The organism is Mycobacterium sp. E2733 (assembly GCF_001667585.1).
GTDB lineage: Bacteria > Actinomycetota > Actinomycetes > Mycobacteriales > Mycobacteriaceae > Mycobacterium.
On sequence record NZ_LZJZ01000012.1, the window covers coordinates 12,915 to 35,168 of the forward strand.

Annotated in this window: 22 protein-coding genes and 1 tRNA gene; 8 read left to right on the plus strand and 15 right to left on the minus strand. The window is 67.5% G+C overall.

What is annotated here, in order from left to right; all coding sequences use genetic code 11:
• The first annotated feature begins 369 nt into the window (after positions 1–369).
• Together A5678_RS00625 and A5678_RS00630 are read left to right on the plus strand one after the other, a co-directional pair.
• Complete coding sequence (locus A5678_RS00625) at positions 370–1,140, plus strand: enoyl-CoA hydratase (protein ID WP_068036888.1); 771 nt, start codon at positions 370–372, stop codon at positions 1,138–1,140.
• A 101-nt stretch (positions 1,141–1,241) separates the two neighbouring features.
• Positions 1,242–1,424, plus strand: a complete 183-nt coding sequence (locus A5678_RS00630) for a hypothetical protein (protein WP_068036891.1) — start codon at positions 1,242–1,244, stop codon at positions 1,422–1,424.
• Positions 1,425–1,551: 127 nt separating this feature from the next.
• Here the strand turns inward: A5678_RS00630 and A5678_RS26910 are convergent, their stop codons facing one another.
• Positions 1,552–1,782 carry a hypothetical protein gene (locus tag A5678_RS26910; RefSeq protein WP_156746708.1) on the minus strand — a complete coding sequence of 77 codons (231 nt, stop codon included), beginning with the start codon at positions 1,780–1,782 and terminating at the stop codon, positions 1,552–1,554.
• A gap of 229 nt (positions 1,783–2,011) precedes the next feature.
• Between A5678_RS26910 and A5678_RS00635 the strand changes: the two genes are divergently transcribed.
• Entirely contained in the window at positions 2,012–2,194 is a 183-nt protein-coding gene (locus tag A5678_RS00635) for a hypothetical protein (RefSeq protein ID WP_068036894.1), read from the plus strand.
• Between the two features lie 4 nt (positions 2,195–2,198).
• Here the strand turns inward: A5678_RS00635 and A5678_RS00640 are convergent, their stop codons facing one another.
• The 10 genes from A5678_RS00640 to A5678_RS00685 form a co-directional block, all read right to left on the minus strand.
• Positions 2,199–3,362 (minus strand): dihydrolipoamide acetyltransferase family protein, encoded by a 1,164-nt coding sequence (locus tag A5678_RS00640; RefSeq protein WP_068036897.1) that lies wholly within the window; start codon positions 3,360–3,362, stop codon positions 2,199–2,201.
• The gene (bkdB, locus tag A5678_RS00645) at positions 3,359–4,408 is read right to left on the minus strand and encodes a 3-methyl-2-oxobutanoate dehydrogenase subunit beta (protein ID WP_068036900.1); all 1,050 of its coding nucleotides are present in this window, start codon (positions 4,406–4,408) and stop codon (positions 3,359–3,361) included. Before bkdB ends, A5678_RS00640 begins: the two co-directional genes overlap by 4 nt.
• Complete coding sequence (pdhA, locus tag A5678_RS00650) at positions 4,409–5,509, minus strand: pyruvate dehydrogenase (acetyl-transferring) E1 component subunit alpha (RefSeq protein WP_068036904.1); 1,101 nt, start codon at positions 5,507–5,509, stop codon at positions 4,409–4,411.
• A 205-nt stretch (positions 5,510–5,714) separates the two neighbouring features.
• Positions 5,715–6,536 carry a CoA ester lyase gene (locus tag A5678_RS00655; RefSeq protein ID WP_068036907.1) on the minus strand — a complete coding sequence of 274 codons (822 nt, stop codon included), beginning with the start codon at positions 6,534–6,536 and terminating at the stop codon, positions 5,715–5,717.
• Positions 6,533–7,042 (minus strand): MaoC family dehydratase, encoded by a 510-nt coding sequence (locus A5678_RS00660; protein ID WP_231983548.1) that lies wholly within the window; start codon positions 7,040–7,042, stop codon positions 6,533–6,535. The genes A5678_RS00655 and A5678_RS00660 overlap by 4 nt, the downstream gene beginning before the upstream one ends.
• Positions 7,024–8,199, minus strand: a complete 1,176-nt coding sequence (locus A5678_RS00665) for an acyl-CoA dehydrogenase family protein (RefSeq protein ID WP_068036912.1) — start codon at positions 8,197–8,199, stop codon at positions 7,024–7,026. Before A5678_RS00665 ends, A5678_RS00660 begins: the two co-directional genes overlap by 19 nt.
• On the minus strand, positions 8,196–10,202 hold the full coding sequence (locus A5678_RS00670; protein WP_068037502.1) for an acetyl/propionyl/methylcrotonyl-CoA carboxylase subunit alpha: 2,007 nt from the start codon (positions 10,200–10,202) through the stop codon (positions 8,196–8,198). The genes A5678_RS00665 and A5678_RS00670 overlap by 4 nt, the downstream gene beginning before the upstream one ends.
• A gap of 5 nt (positions 10,203–10,207) precedes the next feature.
• The gene (locus A5678_RS00675) at positions 10,208–11,779 is read right to left on the minus strand and encodes a carboxyl transferase domain-containing protein (RefSeq protein WP_068036915.1); all 1,572 of its coding nucleotides are present in this window, start codon (positions 11,777–11,779) and stop codon (positions 10,208–10,210) included.
• A gap of 11 nt (positions 11,780–11,790) precedes the next feature.
• On the minus strand, positions 11,791–12,441 hold the full coding sequence (locus A5678_RS00680) for a 3-oxoacid CoA-transferase subunit B (RefSeq protein ID WP_068036918.1): 651 nt from the start codon (positions 12,439–12,441) through the stop codon (positions 11,791–11,793).
• A gap of 97 nt (positions 12,442–12,538) precedes the next feature.
• Positions 12,539–13,282, minus strand: coding sequence for a CoA transferase subunit A (locus A5678_RS00685; RefSeq protein ID WP_068037503.1), 744 nt, complete (start codon positions 13,280–13,282; stop codon positions 12,539–12,541).
• Between the two features lie 202 nt (positions 13,283–13,484).
• Between A5678_RS00685 and A5678_RS00690 the strand changes: the two genes are divergently transcribed.
• On the plus strand, positions 13,485–14,144 hold the full coding sequence (locus A5678_RS00690) for a TetR/AcrR family transcriptional regulator (protein ID WP_156746709.1): 660 nt from the start codon (positions 13,485–13,487) through the stop codon (positions 14,142–14,144).
• A 63-nt stretch (positions 14,145–14,207) separates the two neighbouring features.
• The gene (locus tag A5678_RS00695) at positions 14,208–14,996 is read left to right on the plus strand and encodes an MmpS family transport accessory protein (protein ID WP_082945321.1); all 789 of its coding nucleotides are present in this window, start codon (positions 14,208–14,210) and stop codon (positions 14,994–14,996) included.
• 5 nt (positions 14,997–15,001) lie between these two features.
• Here A5678_RS00695 and A5678_RS00700 read toward each other — a convergent pair whose 3' ends face one another.
• Positions 15,002–16,342 carry an MFS transporter gene (locus A5678_RS00700; protein WP_068036928.1) on the minus strand — a complete coding sequence of 447 codons (1,341 nt, stop codon included), beginning with the start codon at positions 16,340–16,342 and terminating at the stop codon, positions 15,002–15,004.
• A gap of 99 nt (positions 16,343–16,441) precedes the next feature.
• On the opposite strand from A5678_RS00700, the gene cmrA reads away from it, so the two are divergent.
• A complete protein-coding gene (gene cmrA, locus A5678_RS00705) occupies positions 16,442–17,248 on the plus strand; it encodes a mycolate reductase (RefSeq protein WP_068037508.1) in 807 nt (268 codons plus the stop codon).
• Positions 17,249–17,251: 3 nt separating this feature from the next.
• Here the strand turns inward: cmrA and A5678_RS00710 are convergent, their stop codons facing one another.
• Positions 17,252–18,817, minus strand: a complete 1,566-nt coding sequence (locus tag A5678_RS00710) for a helicase HerA-like domain-containing protein (protein WP_068036931.1) — start codon at positions 18,815–18,817, stop codon at positions 17,252–17,254.
• A gap of 122 nt (positions 18,818–18,939) precedes the next feature.
• On the opposite strand from A5678_RS00710, the gene orn reads away from it, so the two are divergent.
• Both orn and A5678_RS00720 read left to right on the plus strand, forming a co-directional pair.
• Positions 18,940–19,587, plus strand: coding sequence for an oligoribonuclease (gene orn / locus A5678_RS00715; protein WP_068036935.1), 648 nt, complete (start codon positions 18,940–18,942; stop codon positions 19,585–19,587).
• 50 nt (positions 19,588–19,637) lie between these two features.
• A tRNA-His gene (locus tag A5678_RS00720) sits at positions 19,638–19,713 on the plus strand.
• Positions 19,714–19,992: 279 nt separating this feature from the next.
• Here A5678_RS00720 and A5678_RS00725 read toward each other — a convergent pair.
• Both A5678_RS00725 and A5678_RS00730 read right to left on the minus strand, forming a co-directional pair.
• Positions 19,993–21,189 (minus strand): Ig-like domain-containing protein, encoded by a 1,197-nt coding sequence (locus tag A5678_RS00725; protein WP_068036939.1) that lies wholly within the window; start codon positions 21,187–21,189, stop codon positions 19,993–19,995.
• A gap of 144 nt (positions 21,190–21,333) precedes the next feature.
• On the minus strand, positions 21,334–22,236 hold the full coding sequence (locus A5678_RS00730) for a DMT family transporter (RefSeq protein WP_068036943.1): 903 nt from the start codon (positions 22,234–22,236) through the stop codon (positions 21,334–21,336).
• Positions 22,237–22,254 lie beyond the last annotated feature (18 nt).

Genomic DNA, 22,254 nt, shown 5'->3' on the forward strand with positions numbered 1-22,254 from the left:
GTCAAGCGAAGTGGCGTATTTACGGTCCTGAATCACATCGCCGTCATTAACGTTTCCGGGCACCCTTTCGAGCGTCGCCCCTACGGCAAACGTATTCGCCTTAAACAACCATTCTTTGGAAACCCGTACGCGACCTCCAATAGCGTTCACGTCCTGAGAGTTGGCATCCCCTGCCGGTCAAGACGGAATGCGAAGGCATTCAAAAGGTTCTTGCCGGTGCCGATTACGTGAGACTCGCCGGGCCGCGCTCATACCGGCCGGCTTCCGTGAGCGGGGCGCGCAGTACCCTTACCGTGCCCCGGAGTCGCAGCCGACGGCACAGCATCGTGCGTCGCAGGACCCGCCAAACCCCAGCCGCGGAGGTGCCCGATGGCCCAATCCGACCTCGTCTTGTTCACCGTCGACAATCGCGTCGCGCTCATCACCGTCAACGACCCGGACCGGCGCAACGCGGTGACCGCCGAAATGTCGGCGCGTCTGCGCGCCGTCGTCGAGCGGGCCGAGGCCGATCCCGACGTGCACGCCCTGGTGGTCACCGGCGCCGGCAAGGCCTTTTGCGCCGGCGCGGACCTCAGCGCGCTCGGTGCCGCGGGCGGCGACAAGGCCGAGACGGGTCTGCAGCAGCTCTACGACGGCTTCATGGCCGTCGGCAGTTGCCGCCTGCCCACCATCGCCGCGGTCAACGGTGCGGCGGTCGGCGCGGGTCTGAATCTCGCACTGGCGGCCGACGTGCGCATCGCCGGTCCGGCGGCGCTGTTCGACGCCCGGTTCCAGAAGCTCGGGTTGCATCCCGGCGGGGGTGCGACCTGGATGCTGCAGCGGGCGGTGGGCCCGCAGGTGGCCCGGGCGGCCCTGCTCTTCGGCATGCGTTTCGACGCCGAGGCCGCCGTGCACCACGGCTTGGCGTTCTCCGTCGCCGACGACCCGGTCGCCGCCGCGCTGGAACTCGCCGCCGGGCCCGCGGCCGCCCCGCGCGAGGTGGTACTGGCGACGAAGGCCACCATGCGCGCCACAGCCAGCCCGGGATCGCTGGATCACGAGCAACACGTCTTCGCCATGCGCACGGAGCTGGGCCCGCAGGCCTACTCCATCCAGTCGCCCGAGTTTGCTCAGCGACTGGCTGCGGCGCAACGCCGATAGTGCCATCATGTGCTAGCAGGTTGGGATCGGTAGCGGAGCGAACATCGTTTGCTTGCTGCGAAGACGCCAGCCGACCTGGCGCATGGACAAGGACACGTAACGTGCACATCACCCTCACCCGCGTCGCCGCCGGGGCCCTGCTCTCCAGTGGACTCGCGACGGCCGGCGTCGCACTGATCGCCGACACCGCCCACGCCCAGCCGGGTCCCGCGCCACAGGTGTATTGGTGCCCGAACCAACCGTGGAACCCGGCCTGGGGCGAGAACAAGTACTGGAACGGGTAGTTACCGGAATACCGGATATTTGAGATTCTTGGGTTGACCTGTCGTTAACCCCAGAGCCCGATAGCATTCGACTTGGTCTTGAGCCGGTTGGTGTCCAGCACCACCCCTACCCACAAACTTGGCCGACTCAGCAGGGGAACCACTGGCCTGTCTGTCCATGATTGGGGCTCGCCTCGCACTGCCGATGTTCGCGTTTGTAGATATCGCGCAGGTATTGGTCGATGCAAGCCTGGTGGGCAGCGGGATCGGTGATGCCAGCACAGGGATTGTCGACCGCGTGTGCTAGTGCTGGTGGAATATAGAGGGGTGCTAGTGCTATGGCCGCCGCCGCCGACACGCCCAATAATGCCTTCTTCATCAGTTATTCCTCTTCTGACCCCCTAAATGGCCGCGCGTTGTTAACGCTATCGACACATGGTCGCACTTTCTGGGGGCTAGTAGGCAAGTTGGCGTGTCAACACCCTGTCAACACTGAGAGCTTCCGACCACCCTGCCACACCGGCCAACCGCCGAACGCTGCTCAGCGGCCACCTTGAGGGGCGCGGTTCGTCGTACCTGGCGTCACCAGTCGAGGAAGGGGGTTCGACATGGATGGCACGGTCACCGTCAAGGTGCTGCACAACCTGGCCCTGCATCATGGGCACGTCCACCTCTACTGGAATCAGTGCTGGGACACCGACAACCCGCCGCAGCATCCGCCCCCGCCGCCATTCCGCCAGCCCAATTTCAACTGCGGCCTGTTCTGGTGCCCCGTACCGCCGCACCCCTGAGCGGTTACAGGTCGAGCAACGCGGTCGCAGGCGACTCCACCAAGTCCCTCAGCTCGCCGACGAACCGGGCAGCCTGGGCGCCGTCGGCGACGCGGTGGTCGAACACGCACGTCAACGTCATCGTCGGGCGCACCACCACCTGATCACCGAGCGCCACCGGGCGCGGCTTGATGGACCCCATCCCCAGGATGGCCGCTTCGGGATGGTTGATCACCGGCACGCCGTCGTCGGCGCCCAACGCCCCGAAGTTCGACACGGTGAACGTGGAGCCATGCAACTCCCCCGGCGTGAGCGTGCCTTCCCGAGCGCCGGTGATCAATTCGGCTGCCCGGCTGGCCAGTTCGCGGGTGGTCATGTTGTGCGCGTCGGTGATCACGGGGACCAGGAGCCCCCGTTCGGTGGCCACTCCGAATCCCAGGTGCACTCGATGATCGACGCGAACCTGCGGGCCCTCGGGCGAGTCGACCCATGCCGAGTTAAGAATCTCGTTGTGGCGCAGCGCGATTACCAGCAGTCGCAGGGTCAGGACGAACGGCGTAATCCTCTGCTCTGCCGACGCCCGGTCGGACAGCTTCAACAACTCGGTGCAGTCAACCGCGACGCTGACTTTGGCGGCCGGGATCTCCCGGTGCGACGCCGTCATTTTGTCGGCCATCCGGGCGTGCACGCCGCGGACCGGTCGAACGTCGGCCCCGTTCTGGTCAGCCGCCGCCAGCACGTCCGCGCGCGTGATGATGCTGTCGGGATCGCGCTGCAGCGAGCGCAGGTCGACCATCAGCTCGTTGGCCAATTTGCGGGTGGGCGGGGCGGCGAGCGGCCGGCTGCTCCGCCGGCTGACGTCGATGCCGGCGTCCGCGCCATAGCCCACCAACGTGGGCAGCGACCCGGGGGCCGCGGGGAGGTCACCGTCCAGCGGTGCAGTGTCGATGCGGACCAGCACCGTCCCCACCGCGAGCACATCGCCTTCGCCGCCGTGGGTTTCGACGATCCGCCCCGCGTAGGGGCTGGGTATTTCCACCTCCGCCTTGGCGGTCTCCACCGAGCACAACACCTGGTTGAGCTCGACGTCGTCGCCGACGGCAACGTTCCAGTGCGTCACCGTCACTTCCTGCAATCCCTCACCGAGGTCCGGCACCCGGAATGACTTGACCCGCTCGTCGAGGCTCATGGCTGCCCCAATGCACGCTCGACGCAGTCCAGCAGCCGATCGGGGCCAGGCAGCCACAATCGCTCCAGCCGCGCGGGCGGGTAGGGAGTGTCAAACCCGCAGGCGCGCAACACCGGTGCCTCCAGCTCGTAGAACATCTCCTCTTGGATCCGGGCGGCCAAGCCGGCGCCGTATCCCAGGCTGCGCGGCCCCTCGTGCATCACCACACAACGTCCGGTCCGGTGAATCGACGCCGCGACGGTATCGAAGTCCAACGGGACCAGTGACCGCAGGTCTATCACCTCAAGGCTCCAATCACGTTCCTGCTGAGCCTCTTCCGCGGCGCCAACCGCGGTGCTGACCAAGCTGCCGTAGGTCACGACGGTGACATCGGAACCGGGGCGGCGCACGGCCGCCCGTCCGATCGGTGGTTCGGGCCGATCGGTGTCGACGGCGCCGCGGACCTGATAGCGGCGCTTCGGCTCGAGATACATCACCGGGTCCGGGCAAGAGATCGCATGGCGAAGCAGCCAGTAGGCGTCGGCCGGGCAGGACGGAACCACCACCTTCAGACCCGCGGTATGCGCCCAATACGATTCGGTGGAGTCCGAATGATGTTCGGCGGCGCCGATTCCGCCGAAGGACGGGATCCGCACCGTCACCGGCATGTTGATCTCGCCACGGGTGCGGGTGTGGTACTTCGCCAGATGGCTGACCACCTGATCGAAGGCCGGGTAGGAAAACCCGTCGAACTGAATCTCCGGCACCGGCACGAAGCCGCGCAGCGCGAGTCCCACCGCAATCCCGATGATGGCGGATTCCGCCAGCGGCGTGTCGAAACAGCGCTGTTCGCCGAAGGTTTGGGCCAGCCCTTCGGTTACCCGGAACACCCCGCCCTCGACCGAAACGTCCTCGCCGAACACCAGCACCCGGTCGTCGGCCGCCATCGCGTCATGTAGGGCACGGTTGAGCGACTGCACCATGGTCAGCGACTGCGCGCCGACGTTCTCCGTTGTGGCGGTGAGGGTGTCGTCGGCGCTCGCCGGGCGATCAGCGAGCTGAGTCATTCAGTCCTCCCGGTCGCTTCGGTCGAGTTCGGCCCGCAGCGCTTGGCGTTGCGCCTCCAGCCCCGGCGTGATTTCGGCGTATACCGTGGTGAACACCTCGTCGATGTCGAAATCGGGCGCGCCGAACACCGCGTCGCGCAGTTCGGCGCGCATCCGCTTCGAGCGGGCAGCGACGCGGTCCTCCAGGCGGTCCGACCACAATCCCTGACCCCGCAGGTACGTGCGGTAGCGAGGGATCGGGTCGAGCGCCGACCAGCGGTCCACCTCCTCCTGGGTCCGGTAGCGGCTGGGATCATCGCTGGTGGTGTGCGGGCCGAGCCGGTAGGTGACCGCCTCGATGAGGGTCGGGCCACCGCCGGCCCGGGCACGGGCGGCGGCCTCGGCCATCACCGCGTAGCAGGCCAGCACGTCGTTGCCGTCCACCCGGATCCCGGGCATGCCGTAGCCGATTGCCTTGTGCGCGATGGATGGTGCCGCGGTCTGTTTGTGGATCGGCACCGAGATCGCCCATTGGTTGTTCTGCACGAAGAAGACGCACGGCGTGGTGAAGACGGCCGCGAAGTTCAGCGCCTCATGCACGTCACCCACGCTGGTGGCGCCGTCGCCAAGGAAGGCGACCGTCACCGAATCCTCACCGAGGCGTTGCGCGGCCATCGCCGCACCGACGGCGTGCAGGGTCTGGGTGCCGATCGGAATCGAGGTCGGGGCGCAGCACTTCTTGGTGAATCCCAGTCCGCCATGCCAGGTTCCACGCCACACCGCGCCGACGTGGCCGGGCGGGATGCCACGCACCAGATATGCGCCAAGCTCGCGGTATTGGGGAAACAGCCAGTCCGTCTTGCGTAAACAGGCCGCCGCGCCCACCTGGGCGGCTTCCTGACCGCGGCACGACGCGAACAAAGCCAACTCCCCCTGGCGCTTCAGGTTGACGAACTCGGCGTCCAGCTCGCGGGTGACCACCATCATTTCGTAGAGCCAGCACAGCGTCTCCGCGGGAAGGTCACGGCCATAGCGGAGTTCGGGTGTCGGTATGCCGTCCGCGGCGACGAGTTGCACCGGCTCGAGGTCGACGGTCATCGGCAGTTGAGGCACCGTCGCCATACCGTCTCCCTACTTCGGTGCCGCAGGGTCACAGCTAAAACTCAGCCTGACCTACCGCGAGCCGAAGTCGATCGCCAGCTACACGAAAGGCTCCGCTCGCCGCGACACTGGCGTACTCACCATTATGCGCTCAAATCAGAAGAGACCGCGGTGATCGCGAACGTGTCGCGCCGAACGGCAACCGGGGTCGGGCGGCTTTCGTCGGTCACCCCGCCGCGGACTGCCCAGCCCGCCGCACCAGCATTTCCGCGTGCTTGAGCACCGGCGAGTCCACCATCTGTCCCTCGAACGCGAACACGCCGCGCTCGGTCCGCGCCGCCTCCAATACCCTTCGCGCCCAGTCGACTTTGTCCTCGCTGGGGCGGTAGGCGTCGCGCACGACCGGAACCTGGGTTGGGTGGATGCAAACGGTTCCGTGGAAACCCACCGCGACGGCGTCGTGGGCTTCCGCCCGCAAGCCGTCGATGTCGCGGATGTCCAGATGCACCGCGTCCAGCGCGATCCGGCCGAAGGCGGACGCCGCCAGCAGGACCGTGGACCGGACGTGGCGGGCGAAGTCGCGGTAGGTGCCGTCGGCCAGGCGGCTGGAGCTGCCACCGAGCGCGGCAACCAGATCCTCGGCGCCCCACATCATCGCGACAGTTCCCGCTGCGGCGGCGATCTCGGTGCTGAACACCGCCCCGCGAGGAGTCTCGATCAGGGCGATGACGTCGCGCGGCGCCAGCGCGGCCACCTGCGCGGCCGACTCCGTCTTCGAAAGCATCACCGTCGTGTAGGCGGTCTCGGCGAGGGCGTCCAGGTCGCGGCCGTGCTCCTCGGTGCCGGCCGCGTTGACGCGCACCACGGTGCGCTCGGGGTCCAGCGGGGTCTCCCGCAGCGCCTTGCGCGCGGCGGTCTTGTCCGCTTGGGCCACGCCGTCCTCGAGGTCGAGGATCACCACGTCGGCCGCGGCGGCGGCCTTCGCGAACCGCTCGGGGCGATCCGCCGGGCAGAACAGCCAACCCGGGCCGGCGGCTTGCAGGTTCACTCGGCCTCCTCGTCGCTGGGGCGTTTCTGGACCAGAGTTGTGCGCGCGGCCCGTGCGACGATGTCGCCGTGCTGGTTGCGCCCGGTGTGCTCGAGGGTGACGATCCCCTCGCCGGGCCGGCTCTTCGACTCACGCTTAGCGGTGCACACGGTCTCCGCGTAGAGCGTGTCGCCGTGGAAGACCGGCTTGGGGAACGACACCTCGGAGAAGCCGAGGTTGGCGACGATGGTGCCCAGCGTCAGCTGCGAGACCGACAGCCCCACCAGCGTGGACAGGGTGAACATCGAGTTCACCAGCCGCTCGCCCCGAAAGCCGGGCTGCTCGGCGGCCCACGCCGCGTCGAGGTGCAGCGACTGGGTGTTCATCGTCAGCGTGGTGAACAAGACGTTGTCGGCCTCGGTGATGGTCCGGCCGGGCCGGTGTAGATACGTCGTGCCGATCTCGAATTCCTCGAACCACAGGCCCCGCTGGATGATTGACTTCCCGCTCACGAGAGCCCCAGCGATCGCGCGATGAGCATCAGCTGAACCTCCGTGGTCCCCTCGCCGATCTCGAGGATCTTGCTGTCGCGGTAGTGCCGGGCCACCGGGTACTCGTTCATGAATCCGTACCCGCCGTGAATTTGCGTGGCGTCGCGGGCGTTGTCCATGGCGGCTTCCGACGCGATCATCTTCGCGATGGCCGCCTCCTTTTTGAATGGCTTGCCGGCCAACATCTTTGCGGCCGCGTCGTAATACGCCGTGCGCGCGGCGTGAGCGCGTGCCTCCATCCGCGCGATCTTGAAGCTGATCGCCTGATAGGAGCCTATCGGCTGCCCGAAGGACTGACGTTCCTTGGCGTACTTGACGCTCTCGTCGACGCAACCCTGCGCGGCGCCGGTCGCCAGCGCGGCGATGGCGATGCGGCCCTCGTCCAGGATGGATAGGAAGTTCGCGTAGCCGGTGCCGCGGGGGCCTAGCAGGTTCTCCTCCGGGACGCGGACGTCGGCGAAGCTCAACGGGTGGGTGTCGGAGGCGTTCCAGCCCACCTTGCTGTAAACCGGCTCGACGGTGAATCCGGGTGTGCCGTTGGGCACGATGATCGTCGAGATCTCCTTTTTTCCGTCGGCTGCGTTTCCAATGGTGCCGGTGACCGCGGTGACGGTGACCAGCTTGGTGATGTCGGTGCCGGAGTTGGTGATGAATTGCTTGCTGCCGTTGATCACCCACTCACCCCCGTCGAGCCGGGCCGTGGTCCGGGTGGCACCCGCGTCGGAACCGGCGCCCGGCTCGGTGAGCCCGAAGGCGGCCAGGGCCCGGCCGGCCGTCAGGTCCGGCAGCCACTTGGCTTTCTGTTCCTCGGAGCCGAAGCGGTAGATGGGCATCGCACCGAGGCTCACACCGGCCTCCAGCGTGATTGCCACCGACTGGTCGACCTTGCCGAGTTCCTCGAGCGCCAATGACAGCGCGAAGTAGTCACCGCCCATCCCGCCGTGCTCCTCCGGGAACGGCAGGCCGAACAATCCCATCTCGCCCATCTTGGCGACGACTTCGTACGGGAAGCTGTGCTCTTCATCGTGTTTGGCCGATACCGGCGCAACCACTGTGCGCGCGAACTCGGCCACCGTGTCGCGAAGATCTTCGTATTCCTTGGGTAGCGTTCCCGCGGTAATGGATGTCGTCATGTCTCGTCCTTACTCGAATCGGCTGCTGCTTCGGGCTCTTCGGGGACCAGTCGGGCCAGCACCTGGTCGACCGTGACCTGTTCGCCGACGGCCACCAAGAGCTCCACTCGCCCCGAGACCGGTGCGCGGAGCGAATGTTCCATCTTCATCGCCTCCACGACCACCACCACGTCCCCCTCGGCTACCTCGGCGCCGGCGGCGGCCTCGACCGCGATCACGCTGCCCGGCATGGGGCTGAGGATCTCGGCCTGCTGCGCGCCGGCCGCGCGATGGATCTTGTGCTCCTCGGCCTCGCGCAGGTGCCACGCTCCCCGCTCGTCGGCGATCCACAGGTGACGGTCGGCCTCCGCCCATCGATATTCGCGGCGCACTCCGTCTAGCGTCACGTCCATCCGGGCACCGTCGACTTGTGCGCTCGCGGAACAGATCTCCCGGTCACCCACCTGCACCCGGGCGTCGTCCGGTGATCCCCACACCGACACCGTCTCGCTGCGCAGCGGCGTTTGCATCTCGGTGCGGACCGGCGCCGGCGCACCCCCGACCCGCCAACCGGTCGGCACGGCCCACGCGTTGCCCGCGGCACGACGGTCCAGCGCCCACTGGCGATAGAGGCCCCCGGCGGCCAGCACGTCGTCGGGCGCCGGTGACGGCTCGAAGTCCGCCACCCGCTCGTCCAGCAGCGCCGTGTCCAGGTCACCTGCCTGCACACGCTCGTCGGCCAGCAGGAACCGGAGGAACTCGATGTTGGTCTGCACACCCAGGATCGCGGTCCGTGCCAGCGCCCCGTCCAGTTTGGTCAGCGCCTCGTCGCGGTCCTCCCCGTAGGCGATCACCTTGCTCAGCATCGGGTCGTAATCGCTGCCGACCAGCGTGCCCGCCAGCAGCGAGGAGTCGACCCGCACTCCGGCGCCGGAGGGTTCGGCGACCTGCAGGACCCGGCCGCCGGTGGGGAGGAACCCCCGTGCGGGATCCTCGGCGTATACCCGAGCCTCGATCGCGTGACCGCGCAGTTCGATGTCGTCTTGCGCGAACCCCAGCTTCTCCCCCGCTGCCACCCGGAGCTGCCACTCCACCAGGTCCAGGCCCGTAACCGCTTCGGTGACCGGATGTTCCACCTGAAGGCGGGTGTTCATCTCCATGAAGAAGAACTCGTCCGGCCGGTCGGCGGAGACGATGAACTCCACCGTGCCCGCGCCGACGTAATCGACGCTGCGGGCGGTGTTGCAGGCCGCCGCCCCGATGCGGTCGCGGGTCTGCGCGTCGAGCAACGGCGACGGCGCCTCCTCGATCACCTTCTGGTGGCGCCGTTGCAGGCTGCACTCGCGCTCGCCGAGGTGCACCACGGTGCCGTGGGTATCGGCGAGGATCTGCACTTCGATGTGTCTGGGGCGCAACACGAACCGCTCGAGGAACAGCGTGTCGTCGCCGAACGACGAGGCGGCCTCCCGCCGGGCACCCGACAGGGCGTCGCGCAGCCGGCTCGGGTCGTCCACCAGGCGCATCCCCTTGCCGCCACCACCCGCCGATGGCTTGATCAACACCGGATATCCGACTTCTTCGGCGGCCGCGACCAACTCGTCGTCGCTCAGTCCCGGCTTGGCCACCCCGGGCACCACCGGCACGTCGAAGGCGGCGACCGCGTTCTTGGCGGTGATCTTGTCGCCCATCACCTGGATCGCCCGTGCCGGCGGACCGAGGAACACCACTCCGGCACGCTCGCAGGCGGCGGCGAATTCCGCGTTCTCGGAGAGGAATCCGTAGCCGGGATGGATGGCCTGAGCTTCGGTGCGTGCCGCCGCATCAAGCACCTTATCGATGTCGAGGTAACTCTCGCGGGCGGCGGCGGGGCCCAGGCGGACGGCCGTGTCGGCCTCGAGGACATGACGGGCGTTCGCGTCGGGGTCGCTGTACACCGCCACCGACCGGATACCCAGACGGCGCAGTGTCCGCATCACCCGGACCGCGATCTCACCGCGGTTAGCTACCAACACCGTCTCAAACATGGTCATCACATCCGAAAAACGCCGTAGCACACCGGCTCCAACGGGGCGTGGGCACACACCGAAAGCGCCAGCCCGACGACCGTCCTGGTGTCGGCCGGGTCGATGATGCCGTCGTCCCACAGGCGCGCGGTCGAATAGTACGGGTTGCCCTGGTCCTCGTATTGCGCGCGGATCGGCGCCTTGAACGCCTCTTCCTCGTCGGGCGGCCACGGTTTGCCGGCCGCGGCGAGTTGCTCACCGCGCACCGTGGCCAGCACCGAGGCGGCCTGCTCGCCACCCATCACCGAGATGCGCGCATTCGGCCACATCCACAGGAAACGCGGCGAGTACGCCCGGCCGCACATCGAATAGTTGCCCGCGCCATAGGATCCGCCGATCACGACGGTCAGCTTGGGCACCCGGGCGCAGGCGACGGCGGTCACCATCTTGGCGCCGTGCTTGGCGATGCCGCCTGCCTCATAATCGCGGCCGACCATGAACCCGGCGATGTTCTGCAGGAAAAGCAGCGGGATCTTGCGTTTGTCGCAGAGCTCGATGAAATGGGCGCCCTTCAAAGCGGATTCGCTGAACAAGACGCCGTTGTTGGCGACGATCCCCACGGGATGGCCGTGGATGCGGGCGAAGGCAGTCATCAGGGTCTTGCCGTAATTGGCCTTGAATTCGCTGAATTCGCCGCCATCGACCAGCCGCACGACGACCTCGTGTACGTCGTAGGGCACCCGCGGATCCGGCGGCACCACGTCGTAGAGCTCGCTCTGCGCGTGTTTGGGCTCCACCACGGGCTGGACGTCCCATTGGCCGGGCTCGCGCGGGCCGAAGGTGGCCGCGATGGCGCGCACGATGCGCAGCGCGTGCTCGTCGTCGTCAGCGAGGTGGTCGGTGACACCGGAGACGCGCGAGTGCAGGTCGCCGCCACCGAGGTCCTCGGCGGAGACGATCTCGCCGGTGGCGGCCTTCACCAGCGGCGGACCGCCGAGAAAGATGGTGCCCTGCTCGCGGACTATGACGGCCTCGTCGCTCATCGCTGGGACGTAGGCGCCGCCCGCCGTGCACGAACCGAGGACCGCGGCGACCTGCGGGATCTCCTTGGCGCTCATGGTCGCCTGGTTGTAGAAGATCCGGCCGAAGTGCTCGCGGTCGGGAAACACCTCGTCTTGGCGCGGCAGGAAGGCGCCCCCGGAGTCCACCAGGTAGATGCAGGGTAGGCGATTCTGCAGCGCGACTTCCTGTGCGCGCAGGTGCTTTTTGACCGTCATCGGGTAGTACGTGCCACCCTTGACCGTGGCGTCGTTGGCGACGATCACGCACTCGCGCCCGGACACCCGGCCGATACCGGTGATGATCCCGGCGCCCGGGGACTCGTCGTCGTACATGCCGTTGGCGGCCAGTGGGGCGAGCTCCAAGAACGGGGTGCCGGGGTCGAGCAGCCGGTCCACCCGCTCGCGCGGCAGCAGCTTGCCGCGGCTGACGTGGCGTTCACGGGCCCGCTCATTGCCGCCCAGTGCGGCGGCCGCCAGCTTGGCGTTCAGTTCGCCGACCAACCGGCGGTGCTCATCGGCGAACGATGGCGCGGTCATCACGGATGAACTCACGAATGCCTCCCGGTTGTCGCCAGCACAAGCGGCGGTTCGGTCTTGTCGAGCACCTCGTCGGCAGAGACGCCCGGCGCGGTCTCGACCAGGTGCAGGCCGTCGTCACAGACATCGATGACGGCCAGGTCGGTGATGATGCGGTCGATACAGCCCGCGCCGGTCAGCGGAAGGGTGCACCGCGCAACGATTTTCGGGCTGCCGTCGCGCGCGGTGTGCTCCATCATCGCGATCACCTTGCGGGCGCCGTGGACCAGGTCCATCGCGCCGCCCATGCCCTTGACCATCTTTTCGGGAACCATCCAGTTGGCGAGGTCGCCGGTGGCCGAGACCTGCATCGCCCCAAGCACGGCGACGTCGAGGTGTCCACCGCGAATGATCCCGAACGAGGTCGAGGAGCCGAAGAACGCCGCGCCCGGCAAAGTGGTGACCGTCTCCTTGCCCGCGTTGATCAGGTCCGCGTCGGCGTCCTCGGGCCGGGGATAGGGTCCGACGCCCAGGATCCCGTTCTCCGAATGCACGACGACGGTGACGCCGGCCGGGATGTGGTTCGGGACCAGGGTGGGCATCCCGATGCCCAGGTTGACGTATTGGCCGTCCTCGAACTCGGCGGCCACCCGCGCCGCCAAACCCTCTCTGCTCCACGCCATTAGGCGCCACTCTCCCCCGCAAGCGGGTGGGGTCCCCGCGGAGCTGGGGAGGGCCCCCACCTCATCACTTCGTTTCTGCATCGTCGTGGCGCGCGCATCAGCGGACCGTCATCTTCTCGATGGGCTTGACGGGGTCGGGCGCATGCACGACCCGTTGCACGAAGACGCCCGGGGTGTGCACCGTCGCGGGGTCGATCTCTCCCGGCTCGACGAGGTTTTCGACCTCGGCGATGGTGATCCTGCCGGCCTGCGCGCAGTCCGGGTTGAAGTTGGCGGCGGCCCGGCGGTAGACGAGGTTGCCCTGCCGGTCGCCCTTCCAGGCGTGCACGAGCGCGAAGTCGGTGCGGATCGCCCGTTCCAGAACGTAGGTGACACCGTCGAACTCGCGGGTCTCCTTCGGCGGCGACACGACGGCCACCGCGCCCGAGGCGTCGTAGCGCCAGGGGAGCCCACCGTCGGCGACCGGGGTGCCCACCCCCGCCGGGGTGTAGAAGGCCGGGATCCCCATCCCGCCGGCACGCAGCCGCTCCGCCAGCGTGCCCTGTGCGGTGAGCTCCACCTCGAGTTCACCGGCGAGGAACTGGCGGGCGAACTCCTTGTTGTCACCGACGTACGAGGCGACAGCTCTGCGAATCCGCTTGTGCCGCAACAGGTGAACCAGCCCGACACCGTTTCCACCGCAGTTGTTGGACACGGTCTCCAGGTCACGCACCCCGGTGGCCACCAGCGCAGCGATCAAAGCCTCGGGGATGCCACAGAACCCGAAGCCTCCGACCGCCAGGGACGACCCGTCGGTTATGTCGGCGACCGCCTCCGCGGCCGTCGCCACCACCTTGTCCATCGCCGCAGCAGCCTCCTTGCCGTCGGGCGGGGTGATTGAGTTAATCCCCATTAACTCAGGGCGAGAATACCATCGTCGATCCCGCTGGTCCAGGGACGGCGGCACCGGGCGTCGCGGTCCCTCGACGCAGGTTAGCCGCAGGTTAATCGTGAATAACTCGTGCTAAGTTAGTGGCGATTAACCAACTGGACGGGGGTTCATCATCACAACGTCCGCCTCCCACGGCCAGGCCAGCCTCGCCGACGCTCCAAATCGACGCAGCCAGTTGAAATCCGACCGTCGCCTGCAGCTGCTGTCGGCCGCCGAGCGGCTGTTCGCCGAGCGCGGCTTTCTGGCCGTGCGGCTGGAAGACATCGGCGCCGCCGCGGGTGTCAGCGGTCCGGCGATCTACCGGCACTTTCCCAACAAGGAGTCGCTGCTGGTCGAATTGCTGGTGGGCATCAGCGCCCGGCTGCTCGCCGGGGCCCGCGACGTGCGGGCCCGCAACTGCGGCGACGCGGAAGCGACGCTGGACGGCCTCATCGACTTTCACCTGGACTTCGCGCTGGGTGAACCGGACCTGATCCGCATCCAGGACCGCGACCTCGCATATCTGCCCGCGGCGGCCGAGAAGCAGGTACGCAAGGCCCAACGCCAATATGTTGAGGTCTGGGTCGGGGTGCTGCGCGAACTCAACCCCGACCTCGCCGAGGCCGATGCGCGGCTGACCGCCCACGCGGTGTTCGGCTTGCTCAATTCGACGCCGCACAGCATGAAATCCGCCGACGCCTCGCGCAGCAAGTCCGCCCGCGCCGCACGGTCCCGTGCCGTCATGCGGGCGATGACGGTCGCCGCGCTCGCCGCGGGGAACGAGTGTCCCTGAGCCGCCAACGGTGAGGTGATTCGCCGACCGAGCGCCCGACGCAGGTACTCTGCAAGCTATGAGGTGGACATGAACGATTCACGTCCCACCGATCGGTTCAGTGCCTCTTTGCCGGGATCGGGGTCGCAGGGCCCCTGGTACCCGCAGCCCGCTGACCCGGCATACGCCGATCAGACGCCCTACGCGCCCGCCTATGGCGGGCAAGCCCCGCCGTGGTCGCCCAGCACGAACGATGTCAACGCGACCAAGCAACTGCCGGCGTACTGGCAGCAGGAGCTTCCTCCGTCGGGACAACCGCCGCAGCAGGGGTCGGCTCCCCCGCAATCCGGCGGCCCCACCCCACCGCCGCGATGGCTGTGGATCGTCGCCGGCGCGGCCGTGCTGCTGGTGGTCGCCTTGGTCATTGCTCTGGTGTTGGTGAACGACGCGATCAAGACTCAAACCGCGGTCCCGCCGCTGCCCGCCATGCCGGAGACCACTCCCACACTGCCGAGCCCCTCGACGCGCACGTCAACGCCGCGCATCCCCGCTCCGGTGCCGCCGACCGGCGGATCGCCGACGCCCACCGAGTCGACCGGCCCTGCCGCCCTGCAGGACATCGTCTACAGCGTGGCCGGCGAAGGCCGCGCGATCAGCATCATGTACATCGACACCGGGGGCCTGATCCAAACGGAATTCAACGTCGAGCTGCCCTGGACTAAAGAGGTCAGCCTCGCCAAGTCGGCGGCGCACCCGGCCAACGTCACGATCGTCAACATCGGTCACAACGTCACCTGCTCGGTCACCGTGAACGGCACTCAGATGAGCAAGCGTGTCGGTGTGGGCCTGACCATCTGCGACGCCCGGGGCTAGACGCGCTACGACGGTTCGGCCACGAGGGCACCGCGCGCCGGAACCCGGACCGCCAGCATGGCCAGCAGCCCGGCGATCAGCACCAGCGAGATGCCGCCCAGTCCGGCGCGCACGGCGCCGAATATGTCCACGAATACGGAGAACAGCCAGGGCGCGACGAACGCCACCGCCCGCCCGGTCATCGTGTACAGGCCGAACGCGACCCCTTCCCTGCCGTGCTTCGCCATCTGCAGCAGCAGGGCGCGCGAGGACGACTGCGACGGCCCGATGAACATGCACAGCAGCAGCCCGCATATCCAGAAGGCCACCGAGCCGGACAGCAGCATCAGGGTGATCCCCAGGACGACGATCGCCGCGAGCGACCCGACGATGACGGGTTTCGACCCGATCCGGTGATCGACGAACCCACCCAGCACCGCGCCCACCGCCGCCACGACGCTGGCCACCACACCGAAGATGAGCACGTCGCCTTGCGAGATGCCGTACACGTTGACGCCGAGCACGGCGCCGAAGGCGAAGATCGCCGCCAGGCCATCCCGGAAAAGCGCGCTGGCGAACAGGAAGTAGACCAGGTTGCGGTCGCGCCGCCATTCGGCGGAGACCTCCGTCCACAGCTTGCGGTAGCCGCCGAGCATGCTCGTCGGCTCGTGCACCTCGGCCGAGTCGGGGAGCCGGTGGGCGACGAACAGCAGTGGCAGGGCGAAAATCGCCAGCCATGCCGCCGCGACAAGCATCGCCTCCCGGACGTAGAGGCCGTCGTGCAGAGGCGCCCGGAACAGCCCGCGCGTCGCATCCGGCCCGGAGCCCTTCCCGGAAATGAACCCGCTGTAGACCACGAGCAGGAGCAGGACGCTACCGACGTAGCCGGCCGCCCAGCCCAACCCCGAGATCCGGCCGGCGGTCTGGGGCGTCGAAAGTTGGCGCAGCATGGCGTTATACGGGACGCTCGCCAGATCACCGCAGGCCGCCGTCGCGCCCATCAGAACCAGCCCGGCCCATAGGTAACCGGGTCGGTCATGGATGAAGAACATCCCGCACGTCAGCGCGACGGCCAGGGCGGTCAACACGCCCAGGGCCACCCGCCTGCGATGCGGGGACTCCACCCAGACGCCGACTGCCGGCGCCAGCAGCGCAACGGTCAGCCCGGCAATGGCCGCGGCGCGTCCTAGCCAACTCGCCGGCGTGGTGCCACCGGATATCCCCACACCCACGCTGCTGGTCAGGTAGACCGCGAAGACGAAGGTCGCCACGATCGCGTTCAGGCCGGTGGAGCCGCAGTCCCAAAGCGCCCACGCCACCACCCGGGATGGCACGGGCGTGAGAGAACGCGACGACGGCTGGCCCATGCCCGGCACTCTATGTGTTTCGCACACCGCGTGCCGCACGCGTTCGGCAGCCGACCCGCCGCGCCCGGCTTCACCGCGGCGGCTGTCTACGATTGGCTCATGCCGATCCCCGCGCCCAGCCCAGACGCGCGTGCCGTTGTGACCGGAGCTTCGCAGAACATCGGCGAAGCGCTGGCCACCGAACTGGCCGCGCGCGGACACAGCCTGATCGTCACCGCACGACGCGAAGACCTGCTCAATGAGCTCGCTGCCCGCCTGAGCGACAAATACCGCGTCGCGGTCGAGGTGCGGCCGGCCGACCTGGCCGATCCCGGGGAGCGGGCGAAACTGTGCGACGAACTGGCCGCCCGGCCGATCTCGGTCCTGTGCGCCAACGCCGGCACCGCGACCTTTGGCCCGGTGGCGACACTGGACCCGGCGACCGAGAAAGCCCAGCTGCAATTGAATGTGCTGGGCGTGCACGACCTTACGTTGGCGGTGCTGCCGGGCATGGTCGAGCGCAAGGCCGGCGGCATCCTGATTTCCGGTTCGGCGGCGGGCAATTCGCCGATTCCCTACAACGCAACCTATGCGGCCACCAAGGCGTTCGCGAACACCTTCAGCGAATCGCTGCGCGGTGAACTGCGCAACTCTGGCGTGCACGTCACACTGCTGGCGCCGGGACCGGTGCGCACCGACCTCCCCGACGACGCCGAACGGTCGCTGGTGGAACGGCTGGTGCCGGACTTCCTGTGGATCTCCACCGAGCACACCGCCCGGGTGTCGCTGGATGCGTTGGCGCGCAACAAGATGCGCGTCGTCCCTGGTTTGACGTCCAAGGCGATGTCGGTGGCGAGCGGTTACGCGCCGCGCGCCATTGTCGCGCCGATCGTGGGCAGCTTCTACAAGAAGCTAGGCGGCAGCTAGCCCTTACTTCCGGCGGCGACGGCCGTTGCCGAACTTGACTCGGATAAGTTCGCGGATCCCGGTGTTCACCGCGCTTTGCACTTCCCGATCGTGCCACAGCCTTTCTAACAAGCCGGGCCCTTTGGGCTCCGCCGGCTGCGGCATCGGCGACGGCGGCTCGTTCGCCGGGACTGGTGGGTAGTCGGACTGGACTTGCGGAGGCTGCGCACCGGGCTGGGCTTGCGGGCCGGGCTCAGGCCGCGCCGGTTGTTGAACGGTCTGGCCGTACTTCGCCTGCAGTGGACTGTTTTTCGCCGCTTGCGCGATCGCGTCGTCGCCGATCGAGGCCATCAGCGAGCGAGGCACCCGCATCCGGGTCCAGGCGACCGGTGTGGGTGCGCCCTTCTCCGAAAGGACAGTGACAACGGCCTCGCCGATTCCCAGCGACGTCAACGCCGACTCCAGGTCGTAGACATCGGTTTTCGGATACGTGCGGACCGTCTTGCTCAGTGCCTTCTGATCGTCCGGGGTGAATGCCCGCAGCGCGTGCTGGATGCGGGCACCCAGCTGGGAGAGCACGTCATTGGGCACGTCGGTGGGTAGCTGGGTGCAGAAGAACACCCCGACGCCCTTGGAGCGAATCAGCTTGACCGTCTGTTCGACCTGTTCGAGAAAGGCCTTGGAGGCGTCGGCGAACAACAGGTGCGCCTCGTCGAAGAAGAAGACGAGCTTGGGCTTGTCGATGTCACCGACCTCGGGCAGCACCGCGAACAGATCGGTCAGCAGCCACATCAGGAAGGTGGAGAAGATGACCGGACGCAACGACTGACCGCTGAACTCCAGCAACGAAATGGTGCCGCGGCCCTGGCCGTCGGCGCGCAGCAGATCGTTGGGGTCAAGCTTCGGCTCGCCGAAGAAGGTGTCCCCGCCCTCACCGCCCAAATTCACCAACGCCCGCAGGATGACGCCCGCCGTCGTCGACGACACCCCGCCCAGGTCTTTCAGGTCGGCCTTCCCTTCCTCGCCGGCCAGGTGGCTGATGACGCCGCGCAGATCGTCCAGCGTCACCAGCGGACGATTGTTCTCCTTGGCCCAGTGGAAGATCAGTCCCAGCGTCGACTCTTGGGTGGCATTGAGCCCCAACACTTTCGACAGCAGAACCGGACCGAAGCTGGCCACGGTTGCGCGGACCGGTACGCCCACTCCGCCGGTGCCCAGCGACAGGAACTCGACCGGGAATGCGGTCGCCGCCCAGTCGTCGCCGGTGTCTTTGGCCCGGGCGGCGGTCTTGTCGTTGCCCTCGCCCGGCCGGGCCAACCCCGAGAGGTCACCCTTGACGTCGGCCATCATCACCGCAACGCCGGCCGCGCTGAGTTGTTCGGCGATCAGCTGCAGCGTCTTGGTTTTGCCGGTTCCGGTCGCGCCGGCCACCAGACCGTGCCGGTTGATCGTGGAGAGCGGGATGCGAATCTGTGCCGTCGGGTCGGCCGCGCCGTCGACGACGACCGTGCCCAATTCGAGTGCCTTACCGGCGACGGCATAGCCGTCGGCGATCCGGCGTGCGGGTGTCTCCGCTGATTCGGTGCTCATCGTGCTGCGCCCCCCTGTTCTCCAGTGGTTCGGCATGCGGTCCGGCAACGCTCACACTACTTCTCCGGCCGAGTTTGGGGCGACGGGCAACTTGAGCGCCACATGGGCCTAGTGTGAGCGCTGTGCGAGACGAGTTGGTGTGGATCGACTGCGAGATGACCGGGCTGGACCTCGGCTCGGACAAGTTGATCGAGATCGCGGCCCTGGTCACCGACGCCGAATTGAACGTTCTGGGCGACGGCGTCGACGTGGTGATCCACGCCGACGATGCGGCTCTGTCGTCGATGATCGAGGTCGTCACCGAAATGCACTCGCGTTCAGGGTTGATCGACGAGGTGCGGGCGTCCACCGTCGATCTGGCGACCGCCGAGGCCATGGTGCTCGACTACATCGGCAAGCACGTCAAGCAACCCAAGACGGCGCCGCTGGCGGGCAATTCCATCGCCACCGATCGTGCGTTCATCGCCCGCGACATGCCCGCGTTGGACTCGTTTCTGCACTACCGGATGATCGATGTGAGCTCGATCAAAGAGTTGTGCCGGCGCTGGTATCCGCGGATTTATTTCGGCCAGCCGGTCAAGGGGCTCACCCACCGGGCGCTGGCGGACATTCACGAATCGATCCGCGAGCTGAAGTTCTACCGCCGGACCGCGTTCGTCTCCCCACCGGGGCCGTCGACCAGCGAGATCGAGGCCGTGGTGACCGATCTGGACGGCGGACAGGCCACACCGGGACCAATCGATTCGGTCCCCGAGCCACCGACCGGCTAGTATCGACGTCGCCGCTCGTTCACCGCTATCGGTATCAGCTGGCGGCGATGGTGGCTGTAGTTCAGCTGGTAGAGCACCAGGTTGTGATCCTGGGTGTCGCGGGTTCGAGTCCCGTCAGCCACCCCAATCGGTCGGAAGGCGTTGCCGCTTCCCGACCCCCGGGTCCGTACCGGCCCGCGCCACGCGATCGCATCCGCAACGGGAGGACAGCGGGCCGTGCCGCCGAATCATCGCCGGATGCACCCCCGTGCGCCTGGTACTGGGCGAGGCCGCGGAGCCTGGACACCGGCGACATCATCGACAACGCCGTCAACGACGGTCCACAGGTGGTGCAGATCTTCCCGACCGATCGCGCGTTCATGACCAGGAACTGCGCGGACTGGAAGAAAGTGGACTGACCGCGGGTCAGGTGTTGGCGTTGCCCGCTTTCCACTGCGGCCATGGGACGTTCCAGTCACCCAGCCCCTCGGTGCCCGGCAGCGTCGGCCCCACGGTGTTGATGACCTCGACGATGTCGCCGCTCTTGCTGTGGTCGTAGAACCACTCCGCATTGCTGGGGCTCACGTTCAGGCACCCGTGGCTGGTGTTGGTGTGCCCCTGGGCGCCGACCGACCAGGGTGCGGAGTGCACGAACACGCCGCTGTAGGACATCTGGGTGGCCCAGTCGACCTCGGTGCGATATCCGTTGGGCGAGTTGACCGGAACGCCGTACGTCGAGGAATCCATGATGATGTGCTTGAACCGGCCGCCGATGATGTAGAACCCGTTGGCAGTCGGCGTGCTGTCCTTACCCATCGACGTCGGCATCGTCTTGACCACTTCGCCGTTGACGCGCACGGTCACCGTCTTGGTGGTGTCGTCGGCCGTCGAAATGACCTCGTCGCCAATGGTGAAGTGGGTCTTGACGCTGTCCTCGCCGAACATTCCGTCACCCAGGTCCACGCCGTAGGTGTTGACCGCCACATCGACGGTGGTGCCCGATTTCCAGAAATGCTCCGGGCGCCAACGCACTTCACGATTGTTGAGCCAGTAGAACGCACCCTCCACGGGCGGGTTGGTGGTGATCGTGATGGCCTTCTGCGCCGCGGCGCGGTTGGCGATGTTCTCGTCGAAGCGGATCGCCACCGGCTCACCGACGCCTACCACCTCGCCGTCGCCCGGGTTGACGTACGGCATTGTCAGGTGGGCCGGTGAGCTGGTCTGGAAGGTCATCTGCCGGCTCGCCGCGCCACCCATGCCCAGCGCTTTGGCGCTCAGCGTGTAGCGCCGGTTGTAGCCGAGCTGCTCGGTGGTCGACCAGCGCAGCCCGTCGGGGCTGAGTTGGCCGCTGATCGACCGCCCGTTCTCGTTGACCATGGTGACCGATGCGAGAACACCGTCCGCGACGCTCACTGTCACCGGCGAATCGACGGTGACGCCGACGGCGCCGTCGGTCACCGAGGCGGTGAGCTTCGGGACGAGCAGATCGGCAAATGGAGTGCCCTTGTCGAAGATGACCTTCTGCGGTGCCGCGGTGTTGCCGCCACCGCAGGCGACGCCGAATACAGCAACCGAAGCGATCGCAGCAGCCAGCCACAATCGTCGTTTGCGCAAAGGCGTCATCGAGTGACCTTCCGTAAAATCCGATGTAGTTGGTCACCGCTGACCAGAAACAGTGCATGAATTGTAATGGCTTTTGGGGCGCGCGCATGCCGCCCTTGACAGGTCCGTGATCAGGTGTCACGCGAGGCCGGCTGGAGGGCCCGTTCAGGCCGGTTGGTCGACCCTGGCGTGGAGTTCGGCCTCGACCCGATCACGGGTCGCGACCGCCTCTACCCGCGCGAGCTTGACGATGGCCGCCGCCGTCACCAGGACGGCGACCGCCAGGGCGATCATCCCGGCGGGACCCGCGTTCAGCGTCTCGTCGAGCACAACGACCCCGAGCACCGCCCCCACGACCGGCTGCGACACCTCCAGGGTGGGCATCGACGCCGTCAGGGGTCCCGCGCGGAACGCCGACTGGCTCCACACCACGCCTCCCACGATGACCAGGATGGCGGCGTAGAGCTCCGGGGTCTGGATCACCGCCCATCCGCCCTCGCCGAGCCGGGCGACGACCTCCTTGGCGAGCACCGCGAAGATTCCCCACAGTGAACCGGACACGAGGGCGAACAGCACCGCGGCCGCGGCGCCGCCCCAGATCCGGCCGGCCACGATGCAGGCGACCAGTAGGGGCCCCAGCACGACGGCCACGACGGCCCAGGTTCGAAGCGGCGCGGAAGCGTGACCCGCCTGCGGGTTGCCGACAACGACAATCATCGTCACCGCCGCGGTGAGCAAGCCGGCCCACATCCACTCGGTGACCGTCACGGTGCGGTGATACAACCTGGCATTGATCGGCAGCGCGAACAGCAGCGAGAACATGAGCAGCGCCTGCACCAGCAGAACCGAACCCTGGCCCAGCGCGGCGGCCTGCAACCCGACGCTGGCCGCGAGCAGCAGCGCGCCGCACCACCAGCGCCGGTTTCGCAGCAGGCTGGCGAATAGTTCGACGTGCCCCACCGCCCGGTCCTCGATGCAGTGGGCCGCTCGCTGCTGCAGCACGTCGCCGATCGCGACGCACAGCGCAGAAGTCAGCGCGAGCAGGGCGGCGATTTCCGTCTTGGCCATCACGGTTCCTCCGTCGAT